The sequence below is a fragment of the Saccharothrix carnea genome, assembly GCF_003014735.1.
Taxonomy (GTDB): Bacteria; Actinomycetota; Actinomycetes; order Mycobacteriales; family Pseudonocardiaceae; genus Actinosynnema; species Actinosynnema carneum.
In genome coordinates, this window is the sequence record NZ_PYAX01000003.1 from 1 (window position 1) to 19,317 (window position 19,317).

Here is a 19,317-nt window from a genome sequence, read left to right on the forward strand (position 1 = left end):
AGTTGTCCAGTAACAATCTCAAAGGAAACCTCTTGACGAGGTTCATAAATTTACTGGCTATTCGGCACGCTGTTGAGTTCTCAAAGAACACGCGCTCACCGTCACTCGTCACCGGGAGGTGATTCGATCTGGGGCTTGATGTCCGCCGCGCTCCGTTCCGGTCTCTCTCCGGCCCGTTCCGCGCTGGCAGAGAGAAAGTTACACCCCGCCCAACGCGGAGACAAATCGGGGGTCCGGAGGCACGTCTTCGCAGGTAGTACCCCCTGAGGCGACCCTCAAACCGGATCATGTGTGATCGGGACCACTCAGACGAGTTTTCCGTGCGGCGTGGACGGCAGGTGGACGGCCACCGAGAGCCCTCCGCCGGGCACCGCCGTGGCGTGCACCTGACCCTCGTGAGCTGCGACGGCAGCCCGCACGATGGACAGTCCGAGCCCCGTGCCGGTGCGCGCGGTCCGGTCGCTGCCACCTCGCCGGAAGGGCTCGAACAGCTCCTCGACCCGGTCCGGCGCGACGACCTGCCCGGACGACGACACCCGCAGCAACGTCCACTCCGGGCCGCCCTCGGTGCGCACCTCGATCCACCCACCGGGCACGTTGTGCCGCACGGCGTTCTCCAGCAGGTTCCCCGCGATGCGCTCCAACAGGGCGGGGTCGCCCACGGCGGGCGCCGGGGCGGTCAGGAAGGACACCCGCAGCTGGCGTTCCTCGGCCTCGTGCCGCGCGGCCCGCCACGCGGACTCGACCACGGCGTTCAGGTCCACCGGCTCGCGCACCGCCAACCCGAATCCATCGGTGCGGGCGAGCAGCAACAAAGCGCTGACCAGCTGCTCGGCCCGTTCCGTCGCGGCACGCACCACCCCCGCCATGCGGCGCAGCTCGGCCTCGTCGGCGTCCGGGTCGGAGAGGGTCACGTCCAGTTCCGTACGGATGACGGCGAGGGGCGTGCGCAGTTCGTGGGAGGCGTTGGCGACGAACCGCCGTTGCGACTCGAACGCCGCCTGCAACCGGTCGAGCATCTCGTCGAACGTGTCGGCCAGCTCGGCGACCTCGTCCCGCGGCCCGTCCAGGCGCAGCCGCTCACCGAGGGACTCGGCGGACAGGCGGCGGGCCGCGTCGGTCACGTCGTGCACGGGCTGCAGGACGCGGCCGGTGATGGTCCACGCGAGCAGGGCGGCCGCGGCCACCACGCAGAGGAACGCGATCGACCCGGACCGCAGCACGTCGTCCCGCGCTTGTTCGCCGAGCAGGTCCACCAGCGCACCCGCGTCGACCTCGCGGCCGTCCACGATGACCGTGCTGCCTTCGGCGAAGCGGGGCGAGGAGGCGATGACCCGGCCGACGAGCAGCCAGCCGAGCAGGAGCAGCAGGCCGCTGACGAACGCGACCAGACCGGTCGCGAGGAGGGTGAGCCGCGTCCTCAGCCCGGGTCCGCGCCTGCGGGCCAGCTCAGAGTTCAGCGTGGGCCTTCTTCGGGGAAACCCGCCGTGGGCACGCGGTAGCCGGAGCCGACCACCGTGTCGATGATGCCGGGTTCGCCGAGCTTCTTGCGCAGCGTCATGACGGTGACGCGGACGGTGGTAGTGAACGGGTCGGCGTTCTCGTCCCACACGCGTTCCAGCAGCTCCTCGCTGGAGACCACCGAGCCCTTGGCCGCGAGCAGCACCTCCAGGACCCCGAACTCCTTGCGGGTCAGCTCCACGGGCTGGCCGGCGCGGCGCACGGTGCGGCGGGCGGGGTCGAGTTCGACGTCACGGGCGGTGAGCAGCGGCGGCGTGGCCGGGGTGGCGCGACGGGCGAGGGCGCGGACGCGGGCGACCAGCTCGGGGAACGCGAACGGCTTGGCCAGGTAGTCGTCGGCGCCGAGGGAGAGCCCGGCGACGCGGTCGTCCACGCCGGCGCTCGCGGTGAGCATCATGACCCTGGTCAGGGCGCCGGAGCTGAGGATCTCCTTGCACAGCTCGTCGCCGGACATGCCGGGCAGGTCGCGGTCGAGCACGACCACGTCGTACCGGGTCACGGTCGACTTCTCGTGGCCGGTCTCGCCGTCGTAGGCGACGTCCACCGCCATGCCTTCGCGCCGCAGGCCACGCGCGATCGCGTCGGCCAGTGGCACCTCGTCCTCGACTACCAGGATCCGCACCCCACAAAGGTGCCACACATCCCTGAGAAGGTGCTTAGCGTGAAGCTGTCGGTGGGCTGTCGACGCCGGCTCGGCGGGACGACACGAAGCCCTCCCCTTGCGAGGAGGGCTTCGTGTCCCGCCGGCGGGCGGGTTACTTCTGGACGGCGGCGTCCTCTTGGGCCGGCTCGGACGCGACGACCCATTCGGTGATGCGGCGCGAGACGTCCTGGGCGGTCAGCCCGATGTCGGTGAGGACTTCGGCGCGTTCGCCGTGGTCTTGGAACTTCTGGGGGATGGCCAGGTCGCGCAGCGGGGTGTCCACCGAGGCGTCGCGCAGGGCGGCGGCCAGTGCCCAGCCGAAGCCGCCGTGCCTGCCGTTGTCCTCGACGGTGACGACGAGGCGGTGGTCGGCGGCCAGGGCGACCAGGTCGTTCGAGACGGGGAAGACCCAGCGGGGGTCGACGACGGTGACGCCGATGCCCTGGTCGGCGAGGCGTTGGGCGGCGGCGAGGCCGAGTTCGCCGAACGCGCCCACGGTGACGAGGAGGACGTCGGAGCCGGAGCGGTGGAGGACGTCGACCGCGCCGATTCGTTCGAGGGCGGGTAGGTCCGGGCCCACGGAGGCCTTCGGGTAGCGCAGGACGGTGGGCGCGTCGGAGACGCGGACGGCTTCGCGGAGTTCTTCGCGCAGCGAGCCGGCGTCGCGGGGGGCGGCCACGCGGATGCCCGGGATGAGGCCGCAGATGGACAGGTCCCACATGCCGTGGTGGGAGGCGCCGTCCGGGCCGGTGATGCCGGCGCGGTCGAGGACGACGGTGACGCCCTGCTTGTGCATGGCGACGTCCATCAGGAGCTGGTCGAACGCCCTGTTGAGGAAGGTGGCGTAGATGGCGACCACCGGGTGCATGCCGCCCATGGCGAGGCCGGCGGCGGAGGTCATGGCGTGCTGTTCGGCGATGCCGACGTCGAAGCAGCGGTCCGGGTAGAGGCCCGCGAACTTGTCCAGGCCTGTCGGGCCGCGCATGGCGGCGGTGATGGCGACGAGGTCGGGGCGTTCGCCGCCGAGGGCCGCCAGTTCGTCGGCGAAGACGTGGGTCCAGGTGCGCTTGGACGGGCCGATGTTCTCGCCGGTGATGGGGTCGATGACGCCGGTGGCGTGCATCTGGTCGGCCTCGTGGTTCTCGGCGGGTGCGAAGCCGTTGCCCTTGCGGGTGACGGTGTGCACGATGACGGGTCCGCCGAAGGACTTGGCGCGGCGCAGGGCCGACTCGAGGGCGGTCGTGTCGTGGCCGTCGACGGGGCCGATGTACTTGAGGCCGAGGTCTTCGAACATGGCCTGCGGGCTGAGCGCGTCCTTGATGCCGCGCTTGGCGGCGTGCAGGGCCGCGTAGACGGGCTTGCCGACGATCGGGGTGCCCTGGAGGGCGTTCTTGCCGCGTTCCAGGGCGCGCTCGTAGCCGGGCTGCAGGCGCAGTGACGACAGGTGGTCGGCCAGGCCGCCGATGGTGGGCGAGTAGGAGCGGCCGTTGTCGTTGACCACGATGACCACGGGGCGGTCGGTGCCGGAGGCGATGTTGTTGAGCGCCTCCCAGCACATGCCGCCGGTCAGGGCGCCGTCGCCGACGACCGCGACGACGTGCCTGCGCTGGCCGGTGAGCTGGTAGGCCTTGGCCAGGCCGTCCGCGTAGGAGAGGGCGGTCGAGGCGTGGCTGTTCTCCTCGACGTCGTGCTCGCTCTCGGCGCGGGAGGGGTAGCCGGAGAGGCCGCCCTTCTGGCGGAGGGTGTCGAAGCCCTCGCGGCGGCCGGTGAGGATCTTGTGCACGTAGCTCTGGTGACCGGTGTCGAACACGACCGAGTCGTGCGGCGAGTCGAACACCCGGTGCACGGCCATGGTCAACTCGACCACACCGAGGTTGGGCCCGAGGTGCCCGCCGGTCCGGGAGACCTTGTCGACCAGAAAACGCCGGATCTCTTCGGCGAGCACGACCAGCTCGTCCGGCCCCAACCGTTTCAGATCCGCCGGTCCGTGCACGGATTCCAGCAGCGTCACTCGCTCCACCTCGCCCTGTGGTTCGGGTCCCCGATTCGTCCGGTCAGTCTACGGACCACGGACTGAGACGGCTTTCAGCGAGCGGGCTCCAGGAGGGCGATGCACTCGACGTGGTGCGTCATCGGGAACGCGTCGAACGCCCTGAGCTGGGCCAACTCGTACCCGTGCTGGGCGAACGAGGCGATGTCGCGGGCAAGAGCGGCGGGATCGCACGCGACGTAAACCACACGAGCGGGTCGGCTGCGGGCGATCGCGGTCACGACGACCTTGCCCGCGCCCTTGCGCGGCGGGTCGAGGACGACGACGTCGGGTGGCAGGTCGGTGAAGTCGGGTGAGCCGAGCACGTCCTCGGTGCGGCCCGCGTGCCAGCTGATGTTGGGGTGGTCGGAGAGGTTGAGCTTGCCGTCTGCGACGGCGCCGTGCGACGACTCGACCACGGCGACCGAGCCGTTGGGCCCCACCTGGTCGGCGAGCACGGAGGCGAACAGGCCGACGCCGCCGTAGAGGTCCCAGGCGCGGTCGCCGGGGCGGCAGTCGGCCCAGTCGCCGACGACCTTGGCGAAGGTGTCCGCGGCGGCCGGGTGGACCTGCCAGAAGCCTTCGGAGCGCAGGTTCCAGGTGCGGCCGGCGGCCAGTTCGGTGGCCGTGCCGCTGCCCTGGCGCAGGCGGGACGGTCCGGGCACGGGACGGCCGCGACGGAGGACCGGTGGGCCGATCTCGGTCAGGTGCGTCCGGCCGCCCGCGTCACGGGTGACGACCAGCTCGGACTTGGCCGGCCAGGTGCGGTCGACCACGGTGTCCAGGGCGTTCGGGACGGCGATCACGCAGTCGTCCACCGGGATGACCTGGTGGCTGCGGTGGGCGCGGAAGCCGGGGCGCCCGTCCGGGCCGACGGCCAGGCGCATCCGGGTGCGCCAGTCCTCGGGGCCGCCGGGCAGGTCCTCGACGATGACCTCCCAGTCGAGCTTGGCCAGCCGGTGCAGCTGTTCGCTGACCACGGCGGCCTTGAGCTCGCGCTGGGCCTGCCAGGAGGCGTGCTGCCAGTCGCAGCCGCCGCAGAGGCCGGGTCCGGCGAACCGGCACGGCGCCTGCACGCGGTCCGGTGACGCGTCCAGGATCTCGACGGCGTCTCCCCGGCAGAAGGAGCCGCCGGTGTCCTCGGTGATCCGCACGACCACCCGTTCGCCGGGCAGCGCGTGCCGGACGAAGACGACGCGGCCCTCGTGCCGGGCCACGCAGTGCCCGCCGTGGGCGACCGCGCCGACCTCGACCTCGATGAGCCGCTGCTTCCAGGTCGCCGTCACTTGCCGTCCTTCTCCTGGCCGCGGTTGTCCAGGCCGCGGCGGATCGCGCCGGGCGCGATCACGTCGTCCTTGTCGGTCACCTTCGAGGATGAGGCCAGCTGCCACGGCACGCTCGTCACCATCACGCCCGGCTGGAACAGCAGCCTGCCCTTGAGCCGCAGCGCGCTCTGGTTGTGCAGGAACTGCTCCCACCAGTGGCCGACCACGTACTCGGGGATGAACACCGTCACCACGTCGCGCGGGTTGTCCGTGCGTACCCGCCTGACGTAGTCCAGGACCGGTTTGGTGATCTCCCGGTAGGGCGACTCGATCACCTTCAGCGGCACCTTGAAGTTCTCCTTCTCCCACTCCCGCACCAGGCGACGGGTGTCGCCGTCGTCCACGTTCACGGTGACGGCCTCCAGGATGTCCGGCCGGGTCGCCTTGGCGTACGCCAGGGCCCGCAGGGTCGGCATGTGCAGCTTGGAGACGAGCACCATGGCGTGGTTGCGGGCGGGCAGCAGCTTCTGCCGCTCCTGCTGGCGCAGTTCCTCGGCGACCCGGTCGTAGTGCCGGCGGATCGCCGTCATCAGGGCGTAGAGGGCGGCCATCGCGGCGATCGCGATCCACGCGCCCTTGGTGAACTTCGTGATCAGCACGATCACCAGCACGGAGGCCGTCATCGCCAGGCCGAAGGTGTTGATGGACTGCGACCGGCGCATCCGGCGGCGCGCGGTCGGGTCGGTCTCGGTGGCGAGCAGCCGGTTCCAGTGCCGGATCATGCCGGTCTGGCTCATCGTGAACGACACGAACACGCCCACGATGTAGAGCTGGATGAGCTTGGTGACTTCCGCGTCGAACGCGATGACCAGCACGATCGCCGCCCCGGCGAGGAACACGATGCCGTTGCTGAACGCCAGCCGGTCGCCGCGGGTGTGCAGCTGGCGGGGCAGGTAGCGGTCCTGGGCGAGGATCGAGCCGAGCACCGGGAAGCCGTTGAACGCGGTGTTCGCGGCCAGCACGAGGATCAGCGCGGTGACGGTGGTGATGAAGAAGAACCCGACCGGGAAACCCTCGAACACCGCTCCCGCGATCTGGGCGATCATCGTCTTCTGCTCGTAGCCCTCGGGCGCGTTGACCAGCTGGTGCGCCGGATCCTCGGCCATCTTCACGCCGGTGAGCTGGGCCAGCACGATCAGGCCCATCAGCATCGTGACCGCGATCAGGCCCATCATGAGCAGCGTGGTCGCCGCGTTGCGCGACTTCGGCTTGCGGAACGCCGGCACGCCGTTGCTGATCGCCTCGACGCCGGTGAGCGCCGCGCTGCCCGACGAGAACGCGCGCAGCACGAGGAACACGAACGCCAGGCCCATCAGGTGGTCGTCCTCGGCCCGCAGCTCCAGCCCGGCGCTCTCGGCGCGCATCTCGTCGCCCATGAGGAAGCCGCGGACCAGGCCGTAGCCGATCATGCCGAGGACGCCGACCATGAACGCGTAGGTCGGGATGGCGAACGCGCTGCCGGACTCGCGGATGCCGCGCAGGTTGATGGCGGTGAGGAGGACGATCGCGGTCACCGCGAACTCCGCCTTGTGGGTGGCGACGAACGGGATGGCCGAACCGATGTTCGCCGCCGCCGCCGAGATCGAGACGGCGACCGTGAGGATGTAGTCCACGAGCAGGGCGCTCGCCACCGTGAGACCCGCTCGGCGGCCCAGGTTGACCGTGGCGACCTCGTAGTCGCCGCCACCCGAGGGGTAGGCGTGCACGTTCTGCCGGTAGCTCGCCACGACCGTGAGCATCACGACGACCACGGCCACGCCCACCCACGGCGCGAGCGCGTAGGCCGACAGACCCGCCACCGACAGCACGAGGAAGATCTCCTCGGGGGCGTAGGCCACGCTCGACATCGCGTCCGAGGCGAACACCGGCAGTGCTATGCGTTTGGGCAGGAGGGTGTGGGCTAGGCGATCGCTGCGGAAGGGCCTGCCGACGAGGAGGCGCTTGGCCGCGGTTGCGAGCTTGGACACGGGTCGACAGCGTAAGGGGTCAGGTCCCCTGGTCGGAGTAATCGTGGGTAGGTTCTCCGTAGGCGTCGTTCAGGAGGCTTTCGTGCACGTGGTGATCATGGGCTGCGGCCGGGTGGGCTCGTCCCTGGCCAAGGCACTCGAACGCCTGGACCACCAGGTCGCGGTGATCGACAAGGACGCGCAGGCGTTCCGCAGGCTCGGCCACGACTTCCACGGCCAGCAGGTCGTGGGCAACGGTTTCGACCAGAAGGTGCTGATCGAGGCCGGGATCGAGCGGGCGGGCGCGTTCGCGGCCGTGTCCAGCGGCGACAACTCCAACATCATCTCGGCGCGGGTGGCGCGGGAGACGTTCGGGGTGGAGGCGGTGGTCGCCCGGATCTACGACGAGAAGCGCGCCGCGGTGTACGAGCGGCTCGGCATCCCGACCGTGGCGACCGTGCCGTGGTCCACCGACCGGTTCCTGCGGATGCTGCTGCCGGAGGGCACGGCGACGGCGTGGCGCGACCCGTCCGGCACGGTCGCGGTGCTGCCGCTGGAGCTGCACGAGGACTGGGTCGGGCGCACGGTGCGCGACCTGCAGGAGGCCACCGGGTGCCGGGTCGCGTTCGTGATGCGGTTCGGCACCGGGGTGCTGCCCGACTCGAAGACCGTCCTGCAGGCCGACGACCAGGTGTACGTGGCCGCCCTGTCCGGCACCGTGACCGACGTGGCCGCCGCTGCGGCCCACGCGCCCGAGGAGAGCTAGTGCGTATCGCCATTGCTGGGGCCGGCGCGGTGGGTCGTTCCATCGCGGCCGAGTTGGTGTCCGACGGGCACCAGGTGATGCTGATCGAACGCGACCGGACCCACTTCGAGCCGCACACCGTGGAGCAGGCGGAGTGGGTGCAGGCCGACGCGTGCGAGCTGTCGTCGTTGGAAGACGCCGGGATGCAGCTGTGCGACGTGGTGATCGCCGCGACCGGTGACGACAAGGTCAACCTGGTGGTGTCGCTGCTGGCGAAGACCGAGTTCGCGGTGAGGCGCGTCGTGGCCCGGGTGAACGACCCGGCGAACGAGTGGCTGTTCACCGAGTCGTGGGGCGTGGACGTGGCCGTGTCGACGCCGCGCATCCTGTCCGCGCTGGTCGAGGAGGCGGTCACGGTCGGTGACGTGGTGCGGTTGATGACGTTGCGCCAGGGTCAGGCCAACCTCGTGGAGATCACCCTTCCGGGTGACACTCCGCTGGCGGGGTCGCCGGTCAACGGCTTGGCCCTGCCGCGCGACGCCGCGCTGGTGACGATCCTGCGCGGCGGCCGGGTCATCGTGCCCACGCCGGACGACACCCTGGAGGGCGGGGACGAACTGCTCTTCGTGGCAGCGGCGGACGTGGAACGCGAGATCCGTTCGGCCTTGGGGTACTGAGTGCGGTGAAAGCAGGGGTCCCCGGGGGAACCCCTGCGAAGCACCTCGGAGCCGACTGGGTGCCGCTGACCTGGACTACCGGTCCTCGGCCCGAGCAGGCGCGGGGCGGTGGTCGGTGGAGGCGTCGAGCATCTGGTCGTAGATGTTCGGCTCGCCCTCGGCCTCGGCCTGGGCGCGGAGGCGTTCCTCGGCTGCCCGGTTCTCTTCCTCCTCGCGGGCGAGAGCGGCCTTGATGCGCTTGTCCGAACGGCGCACCGCCCACACCGTGGCGACGAGGGCCACGGCCATCAACGGGTAGCCCATGGCCAACCGTGCCGCCGCCAGCCAGCCCACCGACGCCTCGTCGTACAGCCACCGCTGCACGACGAACCGCGAGCAGAACACCAGCGCCCAGACCAGGGTGGCGATGTCGTAGTCGCGGACGTTCGCCTTGTCCTTGCGCCACGCCGTGCCCTGGCCGTTGAGGAACGACCAGATCACGCCCGCCAGAGGCCACCTGACCAGGATCGACGCGATGAACACGCCGCCGTAGACGAGGCTCTGCCAGATGCCGAACAGGAAGAAGCCCTTGGCGTCACCGGTCCGGTAGGCGATGAACGCGGCGATGCCGACGCCGAAGACCGCCGAGACGGCCGGCTGGATCGAGCCCTTGCGCATGGCCAGCACGATGCCGATCACGACCGAGAACCCCAGCGCGCTCCAGATCGCGGGCATGAGCCCGGCGAACGCGTTGACCAGCACGAACACCACGACCGGCAACGAGGAGAACAGCAGGCCGCTCACGCCGCCCATCTGCTCGAGGAGGGTGGGCTGCTTCTCGGACTCGTTCACTGATGTCATGAAGCGTTCTGCAACTCGTAGTAGGGGTTGTAGAGCACCTTGCGACCGTCCCGCACGGCGATCCGGCCCTTGGCCTTGATGGTGCGCCCGGGCTCGATGCCGGCGATCCGGCGACGGCCCAGCCAGACCAGCGTCACGCCCTCGGTACCGTCGTACAACTCCGCCTCCAGCGTGGCCGCGGCGTCACGGGGGCACAGCTCGACGCTGCGCAACCGACCCAGCACCGTGACCTCCTGCCCGGACTTGCAGTCGCACGCGCGGATGGCACCGACGGCCTCGGCTTTTCGGGACAGGTCGTCGGCGTCCAACTCGCTCACGTCGGTGGTCAGCCGACGCACGAGGCGGCGCCAGTAGCCACCCCCAGTACCAGTCATCCCCGACTCCTGGAATGCGCGGGGCCTCGACGACGAAGCCCGTCCAACAGCCAGCGTAACCGGGTACACCCGACCGGGTATCCGACTGGGGGAGGATGTGACGTCATGAAATCGTCACGCGCAGTTCTGCTGCCGGGCACCGCGTCCGACGAGGTGTTCGTCGCCTCGGTGTTCGCGAGCCCCTTGGCCGAGGCGGGGTTCACGCTGGTCGCGCCCGCGTCACGGGGCGTGCGTGAGCACTTCGAGGCGTTGGACGCGGCCTGGGACGGCACTCCGCTGGTCGTGGGAGGCGTGTCGCTGGGCGCCCACGTGGCGGCGGCGTGGGCGGTGCGGCACCCCGAGCGGTGCGCGGGGGTGCTGGTGGCGTTGCCCGCCTGGCACGGTCCCGCGGACGGCGCGCCGGCGGCGTCGGCGGCACTGGCCAGCGCGTCGGTGGTGGAGGCCGAAGGCGTCGAGAGCGCGCTGACCGGCGTCGACGGGTGGCTCGGCGGCGAGCTGCGGCGCGCGTGGCCGCGTTACGGCTCGCGGCTCGCGGACGCGCTGAGGGAGGTGGCCGGGTCGACGGCGCCGACGTTGGCCGAGCTGGGCGGGCTCACCGCGCCGGTGGGGGTCGCGGCCTGCACCGACGACCCCATTCACCCGTTGGACGTCGCCCGGGAGTGGGTTGGCGCACTCCCCCGTGCCGCTCTGCGCACGACGACGCTGGCGGCGCTGGGCGCGGACCGGGAGTCCCTGGGCCGCGCCGCACTCACCGCGTACCTCTCCGCCTCGGCGGAGGCGAGGGTCTAGCCCTGCTGCTGGGCCTGCGCCTGGATGTGCCGGGCGATCGCCTCGGGCAGCTCGATCGGCAACGGCGTGCGCACCGGCATCGGCTGCTCGCCCCGCGCCACGACCGTGTCCCGCAGCAACGCGTAGAGGGCGTCGGTCGCCTTGACCGACTGCTCCTCCGTGGGCGCCGCCGCGATGCCGCGCAGCATCCACCGCGGCCCGTCCACGCCGACCACCCGCAGGTGCACCTCGTTGTTGCGGGCGGTGATCTCCTCGCCCCAGTCGCCGTTCTCCCGCAGGATCCGGAACCCGTCCGACTTGAACTGCGCGATCATCTCGCCGCTGACCTCGGGCCACAGGCGGTCGGACTTCGGCGCGGCGAACGCGCTCACGGTGAGCTGGCCGACCGTCGTCAGCAGGTGCACCGCCCGCACCGCGCCCGCCGGGTCCATCTCGACCTGCAACTGCGCGCCCTCGGGCACGGGCAGCCGGATCGAGCCGAGGTCCAGCCGGTTCAGGCCGTCGTTCGGGGCCTGCGACGAGTCGAACGGCCCGTCCTCGGGCTCCTCGACGCCGTCGAACTCGACCTCGGGTTGCGCCGTCCCCCGGTTCGCGGAGTGCCTACCGCGCTTGCGGCGCCTACCGAACATCGCCTTCACCCCTCCGTCCGGGCGAGCACGTCGTGCCCGCCTGTAGAGCCGTAGCCGCCCGCACCCCGCACGGATTCGGGCAGCTCGTCGACTTCGCGGAACACCGCGTGCTCCACCTTCTGCACCACCAGCTGGGCGATCCGGTCACCGCGCGTCAGCACTACGGGCTCGCGCAGGTCGTGGTTCACCAGGCACACCTTGATCTCGCCCCGGTAGCCCGCGTCGATCGTGCCCGGGGTGTTGACCACGCTCAGCCCGACGCGCGCGGCCAGGCCGGAACGCGGGTGCACGAACCCGGCATACCCCTCCGGCAGCGCGATCGCGATACCAGTACCTACCACCGCGCGCTCCCCCGGTTCGATCACCACGTCGGTGGTGGTCACCAGGTCCGCGCCGGCATCACCCGGTCGGGCGTAGGCCGGGGGCGGCACGGCAGGATCGAGCCGGGACAACAGGACCTCGACGCTGGGCACGGCGCGCGAGACTACCCTGGTGGCGTGAGCGAGACTGCTGTGACCGCCCCGATCGCGTTCCGCGAGCGGTTGTACGTGCCCTGGTGGGGTTGGCCGTTGCCGCTGGCCGCGGCCGTGCTGCTGGCCGCCGAGATCCACATGGGCTTCCCCGGCGTGCGGTCGTGGCTGCCGTACGTGGTCACCGTGCCGCTGGCGGTGCTGCTGATCGTGCGGATGGGGTCGGCGAAGGTCGAGGTGTCCGGCGGCGAGCTGCGGGTCGGCTCGGCGCACGTGCCGCTGGAGCTGCTCGGCGAGGTCGAGGTGTTCGACGCGAAGTCCAAGCGGAAGGCGATGGGGCCGAACCTGGACCCGATGGCGTTCGTGACGCACCGCGGGTGGGTCGGGCCGATGGTGCGGGTCGAGCTGCGGGATCCGGCGGACCCGACGCCGTACTGGCTGTTCAGCGTGCGCTCGGCGGAGAAGTTGGCGGCTGTGCTGCGCGATCGGTGAACTGCCGCCGGTGTGGTGCCAACGGGGACTGGGCGCCACCCCGGCGGTGGGGGTGAGCGCCCAGGTCTGGTCGTAGGTGCTGGTTCGGTCGTGCGGTGGAGCCGGTGGTGCGGTGGAGCGGTCGTTCGGTGGAGCTGTCGTGCGGGTTCGTGCCCGGTGGACGCGCCTCAGGCGCAGTCGCGGCAGATGTACTGGCCGTTGACTTCCTCGGCCAGCCTGCTGCGGTGGTGCACCAGGAAGCACTTCGAGCACGTGAACTCGTCCGCCTGCTTCGGCAGGACCTTGAACGTCAGCTCCTCACCGGACAGGTCGGCGCCCGGCAGCTCGAAGTTCTCGGCGGTCGCGTCCTCGTCGATGTCGACGACCCCGGACTGCGTTTCGTTGCGCCGCGCCTTCAGCTCCTCAAGGGAGTCCTCAGCGAGTTCGTCCGCCTCGCTGCGACGCGGTGCGTCGTAGTCGGTCGCCATACTTCTTTCACCCCTGCGGTCAACGGAGACTGTTCGTGTCGCTGGTTAACGCACCAGCGCCCCTATTTGTGCCCTCCGTCCCCAGTGACGGAGGTCTCGCTCGTGCGGCCGGGCGCCAACCCCCTGTTCGTCGACGCTTTCCGGTGTCCGGCGGTGCGCGGAGCGCCGAGAGGGTAGCTCATTGATCGGGGGGTCGCGCAGCGGGTTCCCCCTAATTGAGCAGACGGGTGACAGGCCCTTCCCACGCTGGCCAGATAGGCTTGGACGCGCATCACCCACCCGGTGCTCCCGTGTTCCGCTGCCCGACGAGGGCGTTGACCGTCCGCGACCGGGTGATTGCGCCGCGCTACACCCACGCCCGAGACGCGGGACCGGGGGGCGCGGCATAGCCTGATCACTGTCAGCACCAGGCCAGGGGAGGTCGACGGACGTGGGACCCGGTACGGGGAGCAGCGGGTCGTCGCGGTACCGGAAGCGGAGGCCGTTGCCGGCGCTCATCCTGTTCCTGGTGCTCGCCGTGACGGCAGTCGTCGTGTGGAACCGCGTGCTGTCCGAGGCGGGTGACGTGGACGCGGCGATCAAGTGCAACCCGCCCGGCGGGATGCCGACATCGGGTGCGGCCGCCGCGCCCGCGGCCGAGCCGGCGCCCGCGTTGGGCACGGTGCTCGGGCACGACGCGCTGGACCGGACCGACCCGGTGCCGGTCGGCCAGGTGCAGTTCCGGGTGTTCAACGCGAGCACGCAGCGCAACCAGGCGCGATTCGTGGCGACGACGTTGGTCGACCTGGGGATGAAGCAGGCGGCCGAGCCGGGCAACGACCCGGTGTACCCGGCGCAGGACATGACGTGCCGCGGCCAGATCCGGTTCGGTGCGCCCGGTGCCGGTGCGGCGCGGACGTTGAGCCTGGTCGAGCCGTGCCTGGAGCTGGTGCGCGACGAGCGGCAGGACGCGACGGTGGACGTGTCCATCGGGCAGAAGTTCAGCGAGGTGAAGCCGAACAGCGACGCCCGCAAGGTGCTCGACCAGCTGACGGAGTGGGCGATGCAGCAGCCGGAGCAGCAGGGCGGCCAGGCCGCCGAGGGCTCCACGCCGCTGTCGCTGAACGCCGACAACCTCAAGGGCGCCCGCGACATCCAGTGCTGACCGGCGCCTCGCGAGCCGGTTGTCCATCAGCCGCGAAGTTGTCCACAGCCCCACCCGCGGCGGGGGCCGGCTGTCGGTCCTCCGTGGTTGGATCGAATCCAGGGGTCCCCCTGCGCGGGGGACCCCGGCGACGGCTCTGGACGAGCGGTGAGCGCCGTTCGGACGCGGCGAGCCCAGGTCAGGTGAGCCCAGGTCAGACTTTGCCGAAGCCGCACTCCACCAGGGCGGTGAACAGGGCGTCGGCGATGCCCGGTGCGGCGGCGAAGGTGGCGTCCGCGCCCAGTTCCGGAGCTTCACCCGGCAGGTGGACCACGGCGCCCGCCTCCGACGCCAGCAGCGCACCCGCCGCCCAGTCCCACCGACCCAGGGTGTGCTCGGCGTAGGCGTCCAGCCTGCCCGCCGCCACGGCGCACAGGTCCAGCGACGCCGCACCGGCCCGCCGCATGTCCCGCACCCTGGTCGCCAGGCCCGCCCACGCGTCCGCCTGCCGCTGCCGCCGCTCCGCCCGGTAGGCGAAGCCGTAACCCAGAAGGGACAGATCCAATCGGGTGGCGTCGGACACCTGGAGCCGCCGGCCGTCCAGCCACGCCCCACCGCCCCGCGACGCCGTCCACACCCGGCCGCTGACGGGTTCCACCACGGCACCCGCAACGGACGCCCCGTCCACCTGGGCGGCCACCGAGACGGCGTAGTGCGGGATGCCGTAGAGGTAGTTCACCGTGCCGTCGATCGGGTCGACGACCCAGGTCAGGCCCTCGACGGCGGCACTGCCGCCCTCCTCCTCCCCGATCACCGGCTCACCGGGCCGCAGCTCGGCCAGCCGGGCTCGGACGAGCTGCTCGGACGCGCGGTCGGCGGCGGTCACCACGTCGGTGGCGCTGCTCTTGGTGTCGACATCGGTCACGGCGGCTTCGCGCATGGTCACGGCCAGCTCACCGGCCTCGCGGGCCACGAGCACGGCGACGTCGACCAATGAGCGCGGATCGAAACGCAACTGTTCCTCCTGCGTCACTCTCACGGGACTATCGGAGAACTGCAGGCTAATGTCTGCGGCCACGGTTACTGAATCGAGTAGGAAGGGCCACGGGGATGGGCATGACCCGCGGGTTCGGCGTGGACATCGGCGGTTCCGGCATCAAGGGCGGGCTCGTGGACCTCGAAGCGGGGGCACTGGACGGTGAGCGCCTGCGCATCACCACGCCCCAGCCGTCGACCCCGGACGCGGTCGCCGACGTGGTCGCCGAGATCGTCGAGAAGTTCAACTGGGACGGTCCCGTGGGCGTCACCCTGCCGTGCGTGGTCAAGCACGGTGTCGCGCACTCCGCGGCCAACGTGGACAAGGCGTGGATCGGCACGGACGCCGCCGCCCTGTTCGCCGCCCGGCTCGGCAGGCCGACCGACCAGGTCGTGGTGCTCAACGACGCCGACGCCGCCGGTATCGCCGAGATGCGGTTCGGTTCCGGTGTCGACCGGGACGGCCTGGTGGTGCTGCTGACGTTCGGCACGGGCATCGGCAGCGCCCTGTTCCTGGACGGCAAGCTCGTCCCCAACACCGAGTTCGGCCACCTCGAGGTGGACGGCCACGACGCGGAGAAGCGCGCGGCGGCCTCGGTGAAGGAGGACAAGGGCCTGACCTGGGCCGAGTGGACGCCCCGCGTGTCCAGGTACATCAACGTGCTCGAGGACCTCATCTGGCCGGACCTGGTGATCGCGGGCGGCGGGGTCAGCAAGAAGGCGGAGAAGTGGCTGCCGCTGCTGGAGGTGCGCACCGAGGTGGTGGCCGCCGCGCTGAAGAACGACGCGGGCATCGTGGGCGCCGCCGTGGCCGCCGCGCAAGGCCTCCGGCACTGATTTACGCAGCGTTCCACCTGCGAGAACGCGTGCCGGACCGGCTCGGAACACGCCGGGGCGCAACGGCACGCGATTCTCGTCGTTACAATGGAACGGTGCCCCGCTGACGAACGATCCGGCGGGGGATCCCCCGTACTCAGGCGACCGAGGTTCGCGCCCTTCGGTCGGCCTTGATCGACAGTCGCGAAAGGGCGTACGTGGCAGCCGCGAAGACGACTCAGGCAGCTAAGGCTGACGCCGAGGAGACGCCCAAGGCCACCTCGGCGAGGAAGGCCCCGGCGAAGAAGCCGGCGGCGAAGACCGCCGCGGCGGGGAAGACGGCCACGCGGGCGCCGCGCAAGACGGCCGCCAAGGCCGCCGCTGCCGCGCCTGGCAAGGTGAAGAAGGACGGCGAGGAGCCGGAAGACCTCGAAGGCGCTCCAGACGCCGAAGACCTGGTCGACGACGTCGAACTGATCGACGAGCCGGTCGAGGAGGAGCCCGCCGAGGAAGAGGCCAAGCCCGGCGAGGGCGACTTCGTCTGGGACGAGGAGGAGTCGGAGGCCCTGCGGCAGGCCCGCAAGGACGCCGAGCTCACCGCCTCGGCCGACTCGGTCCGCGCCTACCTCAAGCAGATCGGCAAGGTCGCCCTGCTCAACGCGGAGGAGGAGGTCGAACTCGCCAAGCGCATCGAGGCCGGCCTCTACGCCGCCGAGCGGGTGCGCCGCGCCGAGGACGAGCAGGAGAAGCTGACCCCGCAGATGCGCCGTGACCTGCGGTGGATCGTGCGGGACGGTGAGCGGGCCAAGAACCACCTGTTGGAGGCCAACCTCCGCCTGGTGGTGTCGCTGGCCAAGCGCTACACCGGTCGTGGCATGGCGTTCCTGGACCTGATCCAGGAGGGCAACCTCGGCCTGATCCGCGCGGTGGAGAAGTTCGACTACACCAAGGGCTACAAGTTCTCCACGTACGCGACGTGGTGGATCCGCCAGGCGATCACCCGCGCGATGGCCGACCAGGCCCGCACCATCCGCATCCCGGTGCACATGGTCGAGGTCATCAACAAGCTGGGTCGCATCCAGCGCGAACTGCTCCAGGACCTGGGCCGCGAGCCCACCCCGGAGGAGCTCGCCAAGGAAATGGACATCACCCCGGAGAAGGTGCTGGAGATCCAGCAGTACGCCCGGGAGCCCATTTCGCTGGACCAGACGATCGGTGACGAGGGCGACAGCCAGCTCGGTGACTTCATCGAGGACTCCGAGGCCGTGGTCGCGGTGGACGCGGTGTCGTTCACGCTGCTGCAGGACCAGCTGCAGTCGGTGCTGGCGACGTTGTCCGAGCGCGAGGCGGGTGTGGTGCGGCTGCGGTTCGGCCTCACCGACGGCCAGCCGCGCACGCTGGACGAGATCGGCCAGGTCTACGGGGTGACCCGGGAGCGGATCCGGCAGATCGAGTCGAAGACGATGTCGAAGCTCCGGCACCCGTCGCGGTCGCAGGTGCTGCGCGACTACCTGGACTGACAGCCAGACTTGAGATCACTCTCCGCCAGGACCCCCTCGACCGTTCGGTCGAGGGGGTCTTGGCCTTCTTGACCGTTCTTCACCCGATCGGATGATGCTGGCGATCACTCTCGGTGGTGTCCTGGTAGTGGCGCAGCCGCCGGGGGGCGGCATGGGGACGCGCCGACACAGGGGGAAGTCCATGAGTGAACGTCGCACTGAAGCACGCCTGTCGCGCCTGGCCTCGGCCGACGCGCTGGACCGGCTGCCGTGGCCGGAGCACGTCAACAACGGCGAAGAGGGCGACTACCCGTACGTCGCCAACTACAGCAAGGGCCTGCCGCACGACGAGGTGGGCGAAGTGCGCCCCGAGGCCTACAACACGCTGCTGAGGGCCCTGGCCACCGGCCGGGCCGAGGACTTCGAGCGCATCCCGCTCGGCCGCGGCGTGAAGCTCACCAACCCGCAGTCCGGCCTGGCGTTCGACCTGGAGGGCCCGGACCCGCAGTCGCTCGCCATGCCGCCCGTGCCGCGCATCGACAGCGCGCGGCACTCCGCCGAGGCGGTCGAGCTGTACTGGATGGCCCTGACCCGGGACATCCCGTTCACCGCCTACGACGAGCACCCGTTGATCGCGCAGGCGGCGGACGAGCTGTCCCGGTTGAGCGACTACCGGGCGCCGAAGGTCGACGGCCGCGTCACGCCCGCCACGATCTTCCGCGGCTCCACGCGCGGCGACCTGCGTGGGCCGTTCCTGTCGCAGTTCCTGCTGCGTGACATCCAGTACGGCACGCTGCGCATCCCGCAGCTGCACGACACCGTGCGGCCGGAACGCGACTTCCTCACCGACTTCGAGGCGTGGCGCGCGGTGCAGGAGGGTGCGAGCACCCGGCCGATCAAGCGGGACCAGGTGAACCGCCGATACCTGCGCAACGGCCGTGACGTGGCCAACTACGTGCACTTCGACGCGTTGTACGAGGCCTACCTCAACGCGGCGCTGATCCTGCTCGACCTGGGCGCGCCGGTGGACGCGGGCAACCCGTACCACTACTCGGCCAACCAGATCGGGTTCGGCACCTACGGCGCGCCGCACCTGCTGTCGCTGGTGACCGAGGTGGCGACGCGGGCGTTGAAGGCGGTGTGGTTCCAGAAGTGGTTCGTGCACCGCAGGCTGCGGCCGGAGGCGTTCGGCGGCCGGGTCCACGCGCACCTGGCCGGGCTGCGCGAGTACGACATGATCGACCGCGAGGTGCTGGACTCCGAGGCGGTCAAGCTCAGCTACGAGAAGCACAACTCGTACCTGCTGCCGCAGGCGTTCCCGGAGGGCTCGCCGACGCACCCGTCGTACGGGTCGGGTCACGCGACCGTCGCCGGGGCCTGCGTCACGGTGCTGAAGGCGTGGTTCGACGAGTCGTGGGCGCTGCCGGACCCGGTCGTGCCCAACGCGGACGGCACGGCCCTGGTGCCCTACACCGGCGGCGCCACGCTCACCGTGGGCGGCGAGCTGGACAAGGTGGCGGCGAACGTCGCGACCGCCCGGAACATGGCGGGCGTGCACTGGCGGTCGGACTTCACCGAGTCGGTGCTCCTGGGCGAGGCGGTCGGCATCGGGGTGCTGCGCGACCACGTCCGGGTCAACCACGAGGACGCGTCGTTCGGCTTGACGCGGTTCGACGGGCGGCGCGTGACCATCTGAACGGGCGGTCGAACGGCCCGTGAACCGGACGGATCATGTCCGGATCGTGGAACTCGGTGCCGTGTTCGCTCTGGGCTGACCAAAGTGTTACCCGTCACACCGACCGGTTCCGTGAACCCACCTTCTGGAGCATCGGGGGTGCGTCGAACGCCGTATTCGCAGGTCGGAAATCCGTTGCCACGACAGCGGAACGTGAGCACG

Annotated in this window: 19 protein-coding genes; 8 read left to right on the plus strand and 11 right to left on the minus strand. The window is 70.8% G+C overall.

The window, feature by feature from the left end; genetic code table 11:
* Window positions 1-305 precede the first annotated feature (305 nt).
* The 5 genes from B0I31_RS08205 to B0I31_RS08225 all read right to left on the minus strand — a co-directional run bounded on the left by B0I31_RS08205 (window position 306) and on the right by B0I31_RS08225 (window position 7,485).
* On the minus strand, window positions 306-1,460 hold the full coding sequence (locus B0I31_RS08205) for a sensor histidine kinase (protein ID WP_425444358.1): 1,155 nt from the start codon (window positions 1,458-1,460) through the stop codon (window positions 306-308).
* On the minus strand, window positions 1,457-2,143 hold the full coding sequence (locus tag B0I31_RS08210; RefSeq protein ID WP_073895327.1) for a response regulator transcription factor: 687 nt from the start codon (window positions 2,141-2,143) through the stop codon (window positions 1,457-1,459). Before B0I31_RS08210 ends, B0I31_RS08205 begins: the two co-directional genes overlap by 4 nt.
* Window positions 2,144-2,276: 133 nt before the next feature.
* Window positions 2,277-4,175: a 1-deoxy-D-xylulose-5-phosphate synthase gene (gene dxs, locus B0I31_RS08215; protein ID WP_106614755.1), complete on the minus strand. Its 1,899-nt coding sequence runs from the start codon at window positions 4,173-4,175 to the stop codon at window positions 2,277-2,279.
* A 74-nt stretch (window positions 4,176-4,249) separates the two neighbouring features.
* Entirely contained in the window at window positions 4,250-5,479 is a 1,230-nt protein-coding gene (locus tag B0I31_RS08220; RefSeq protein WP_106614756.1) for a class I SAM-dependent RNA methyltransferase, read from the minus strand.
* A complete protein-coding gene (locus tag B0I31_RS08225; protein ID WP_106614757.1) occupies window positions 5,476-7,485 on the minus strand; it encodes an APC family permease in 2,010 nt (669 codons plus the stop codon). The genes B0I31_RS08220 and B0I31_RS08225 overlap by 4 nt, the downstream gene beginning before the upstream one ends.
* Between B0I31_RS08225 and B0I31_RS08230 the strand changes: the two genes are divergently transcribed.
* Window positions 7,394-8,230: a potassium channel family protein gene (locus B0I31_RS08230; protein ID WP_425444354.1), complete on the plus strand. Its 837-nt coding sequence runs from the start codon at window positions 7,394-7,396 to the stop codon at window positions 8,228-8,230. The genes B0I31_RS08225 and B0I31_RS08230 overlap by 92 nt on opposite strands.
* A complete protein-coding gene (locus B0I31_RS08235) occupies window positions 8,230-8,886 on the plus strand; it encodes a potassium channel family protein (RefSeq protein WP_106614758.1) in 657 nt (218 codons plus the stop codon). The genes B0I31_RS08230 and B0I31_RS08235 overlap by 1 nt, the downstream gene beginning before the upstream one ends.
* A gap of 75 nt (window positions 8,887-8,961) precedes the next feature.
* Here the strand turns inward: B0I31_RS08235 and B0I31_RS08240 are convergent, their stop codons facing one another.
* Window positions 8,962-9,726, minus strand: a complete 765-nt coding sequence (locus B0I31_RS08240) for a DUF3159 domain-containing protein (RefSeq protein WP_106614759.1) — start codon at window positions 9,724-9,726, stop codon at window positions 8,962-8,964.
* A complete protein-coding gene (locus B0I31_RS08245) occupies window positions 9,723-10,100 on the minus strand; it encodes an OB-fold nucleic acid binding domain-containing protein (protein WP_106614760.1) in 378 nt (125 codons plus the stop codon). Before B0I31_RS08245 ends, B0I31_RS08240 begins: the two co-directional genes overlap by 4 nt.
* A gap of 105 nt (window positions 10,101-10,205) precedes the next feature.
* On the opposite strand from B0I31_RS08245, the gene B0I31_RS08250 reads away from it, so the two are divergent.
* A complete protein-coding gene (locus B0I31_RS08250) occupies window positions 10,206-10,889 on the plus strand; it encodes an alpha/beta fold hydrolase (RefSeq protein WP_106614761.1) in 684 nt (227 codons plus the stop codon).
* Here the strand turns inward: B0I31_RS08250 and B0I31_RS08255 are convergent.
* Both B0I31_RS08255 and dut read right to left on the minus strand, forming a co-directional pair.
* Window positions 10,886-11,518 (minus strand): DUF3710 domain-containing protein, encoded by a 633-nt coding sequence (locus B0I31_RS08255; RefSeq protein ID WP_106615371.1) that lies wholly within the window; start codon window positions 11,516-11,518, stop codon window positions 10,886-10,888. The genes B0I31_RS08250 and B0I31_RS08255 overlap by 4 nt on opposite strands.
* A 5-nt stretch (window positions 11,519-11,523) precedes the next feature.
* A complete protein-coding gene (dut, locus tag B0I31_RS08260) occupies window positions 11,524-11,991 on the minus strand; it encodes a dUTP diphosphatase (RefSeq protein ID WP_106614762.1) in 468 nt (155 codons plus the stop codon).
* Between the two features lie 24 nt (window positions 11,992-12,015).
* Here dut and B0I31_RS08265 point away from each other — a divergent pair, with 24 nt between their 5' ends.
* The gene (locus B0I31_RS08265) at window positions 12,016-12,480 is read left to right on the plus strand and encodes a DUF3093 domain-containing protein (protein ID WP_245949762.1); all 465 of its coding nucleotides are present in this window, start codon (window positions 12,016-12,018) and stop codon (window positions 12,478-12,480) included.
* Window positions 12,481-12,647: 167 nt separating this feature from the next.
* On the opposite strand, the gene B0I31_RS08270 is transcribed toward B0I31_RS08265, so the two are convergent.
* A complete protein-coding gene (locus B0I31_RS08270; protein ID WP_053717171.1) occupies window positions 12,648-12,947 on the minus strand; it encodes a DUF4193 domain-containing protein in 300 nt (99 codons plus the stop codon).
* Between the two features lie 430 nt (window positions 12,948-13,377).
* Here B0I31_RS08270 and cei point away from each other — a divergent pair, with 430 nt between their 5' ends.
* The gene (gene cei / locus B0I31_RS08275; RefSeq protein WP_106614764.1) at window positions 13,378-14,091 is read left to right on the plus strand and encodes an envelope integrity protein Cei; all 714 of its coding nucleotides are present in this window, start codon (window positions 13,378-13,380) and stop codon (window positions 14,089-14,091) included.
* Between the two features lie 193 nt (window positions 14,092-14,284).
* On the opposite strand, the gene B0I31_RS08280 is transcribed toward cei, so the two are convergent.
* Window positions 14,285-15,085 carry an inositol monophosphatase family protein gene (locus tag B0I31_RS08280; protein WP_106615372.1) on the minus strand — a complete coding sequence of 267 codons (801 nt, stop codon included), beginning with the start codon at window positions 15,083-15,085 and terminating at the stop codon, window positions 14,285-14,287.
* A gap of 95 nt (window positions 15,086-15,180) precedes the next feature.
* Here B0I31_RS08280 and ppgK point away from each other — a divergent pair, with 95 nt between their 5' ends.
* The 3 genes from ppgK to B0I31_RS08295 all read left to right on the plus strand — a co-directional run bounded on the left by ppgK (window position 15,181) and on the right by B0I31_RS08295 (window position 19,116).
* Window positions 15,181-15,942 (plus strand): polyphosphate--glucose phosphotransferase, encoded by a 762-nt coding sequence (gene ppgK, locus B0I31_RS08285; RefSeq protein WP_106614765.1) that lies wholly within the window; start codon window positions 15,181-15,183, stop codon window positions 15,940-15,942.
* A gap of 170 nt (window positions 15,943-16,112) precedes the next feature.
* A complete protein-coding gene (locus B0I31_RS08290; protein WP_211363475.1) occupies window positions 16,113-17,441 on the plus strand; it encodes an RNA polymerase sigma factor in 1,329 nt (442 codons plus the stop codon).
* A 181-nt stretch (window positions 17,442-17,622) separates the two neighbouring features.
* Window positions 17,623-19,116 carry a vanadium-dependent haloperoxidase gene (locus B0I31_RS08295; protein ID WP_106614766.1) on the plus strand — a complete coding sequence of 498 codons (1,494 nt, stop codon included), beginning with the start codon at window positions 17,623-17,625 and terminating at the stop codon, window positions 19,114-19,116.
* Window positions 19,117-19,317: the final 201 nt, after the last annotated feature.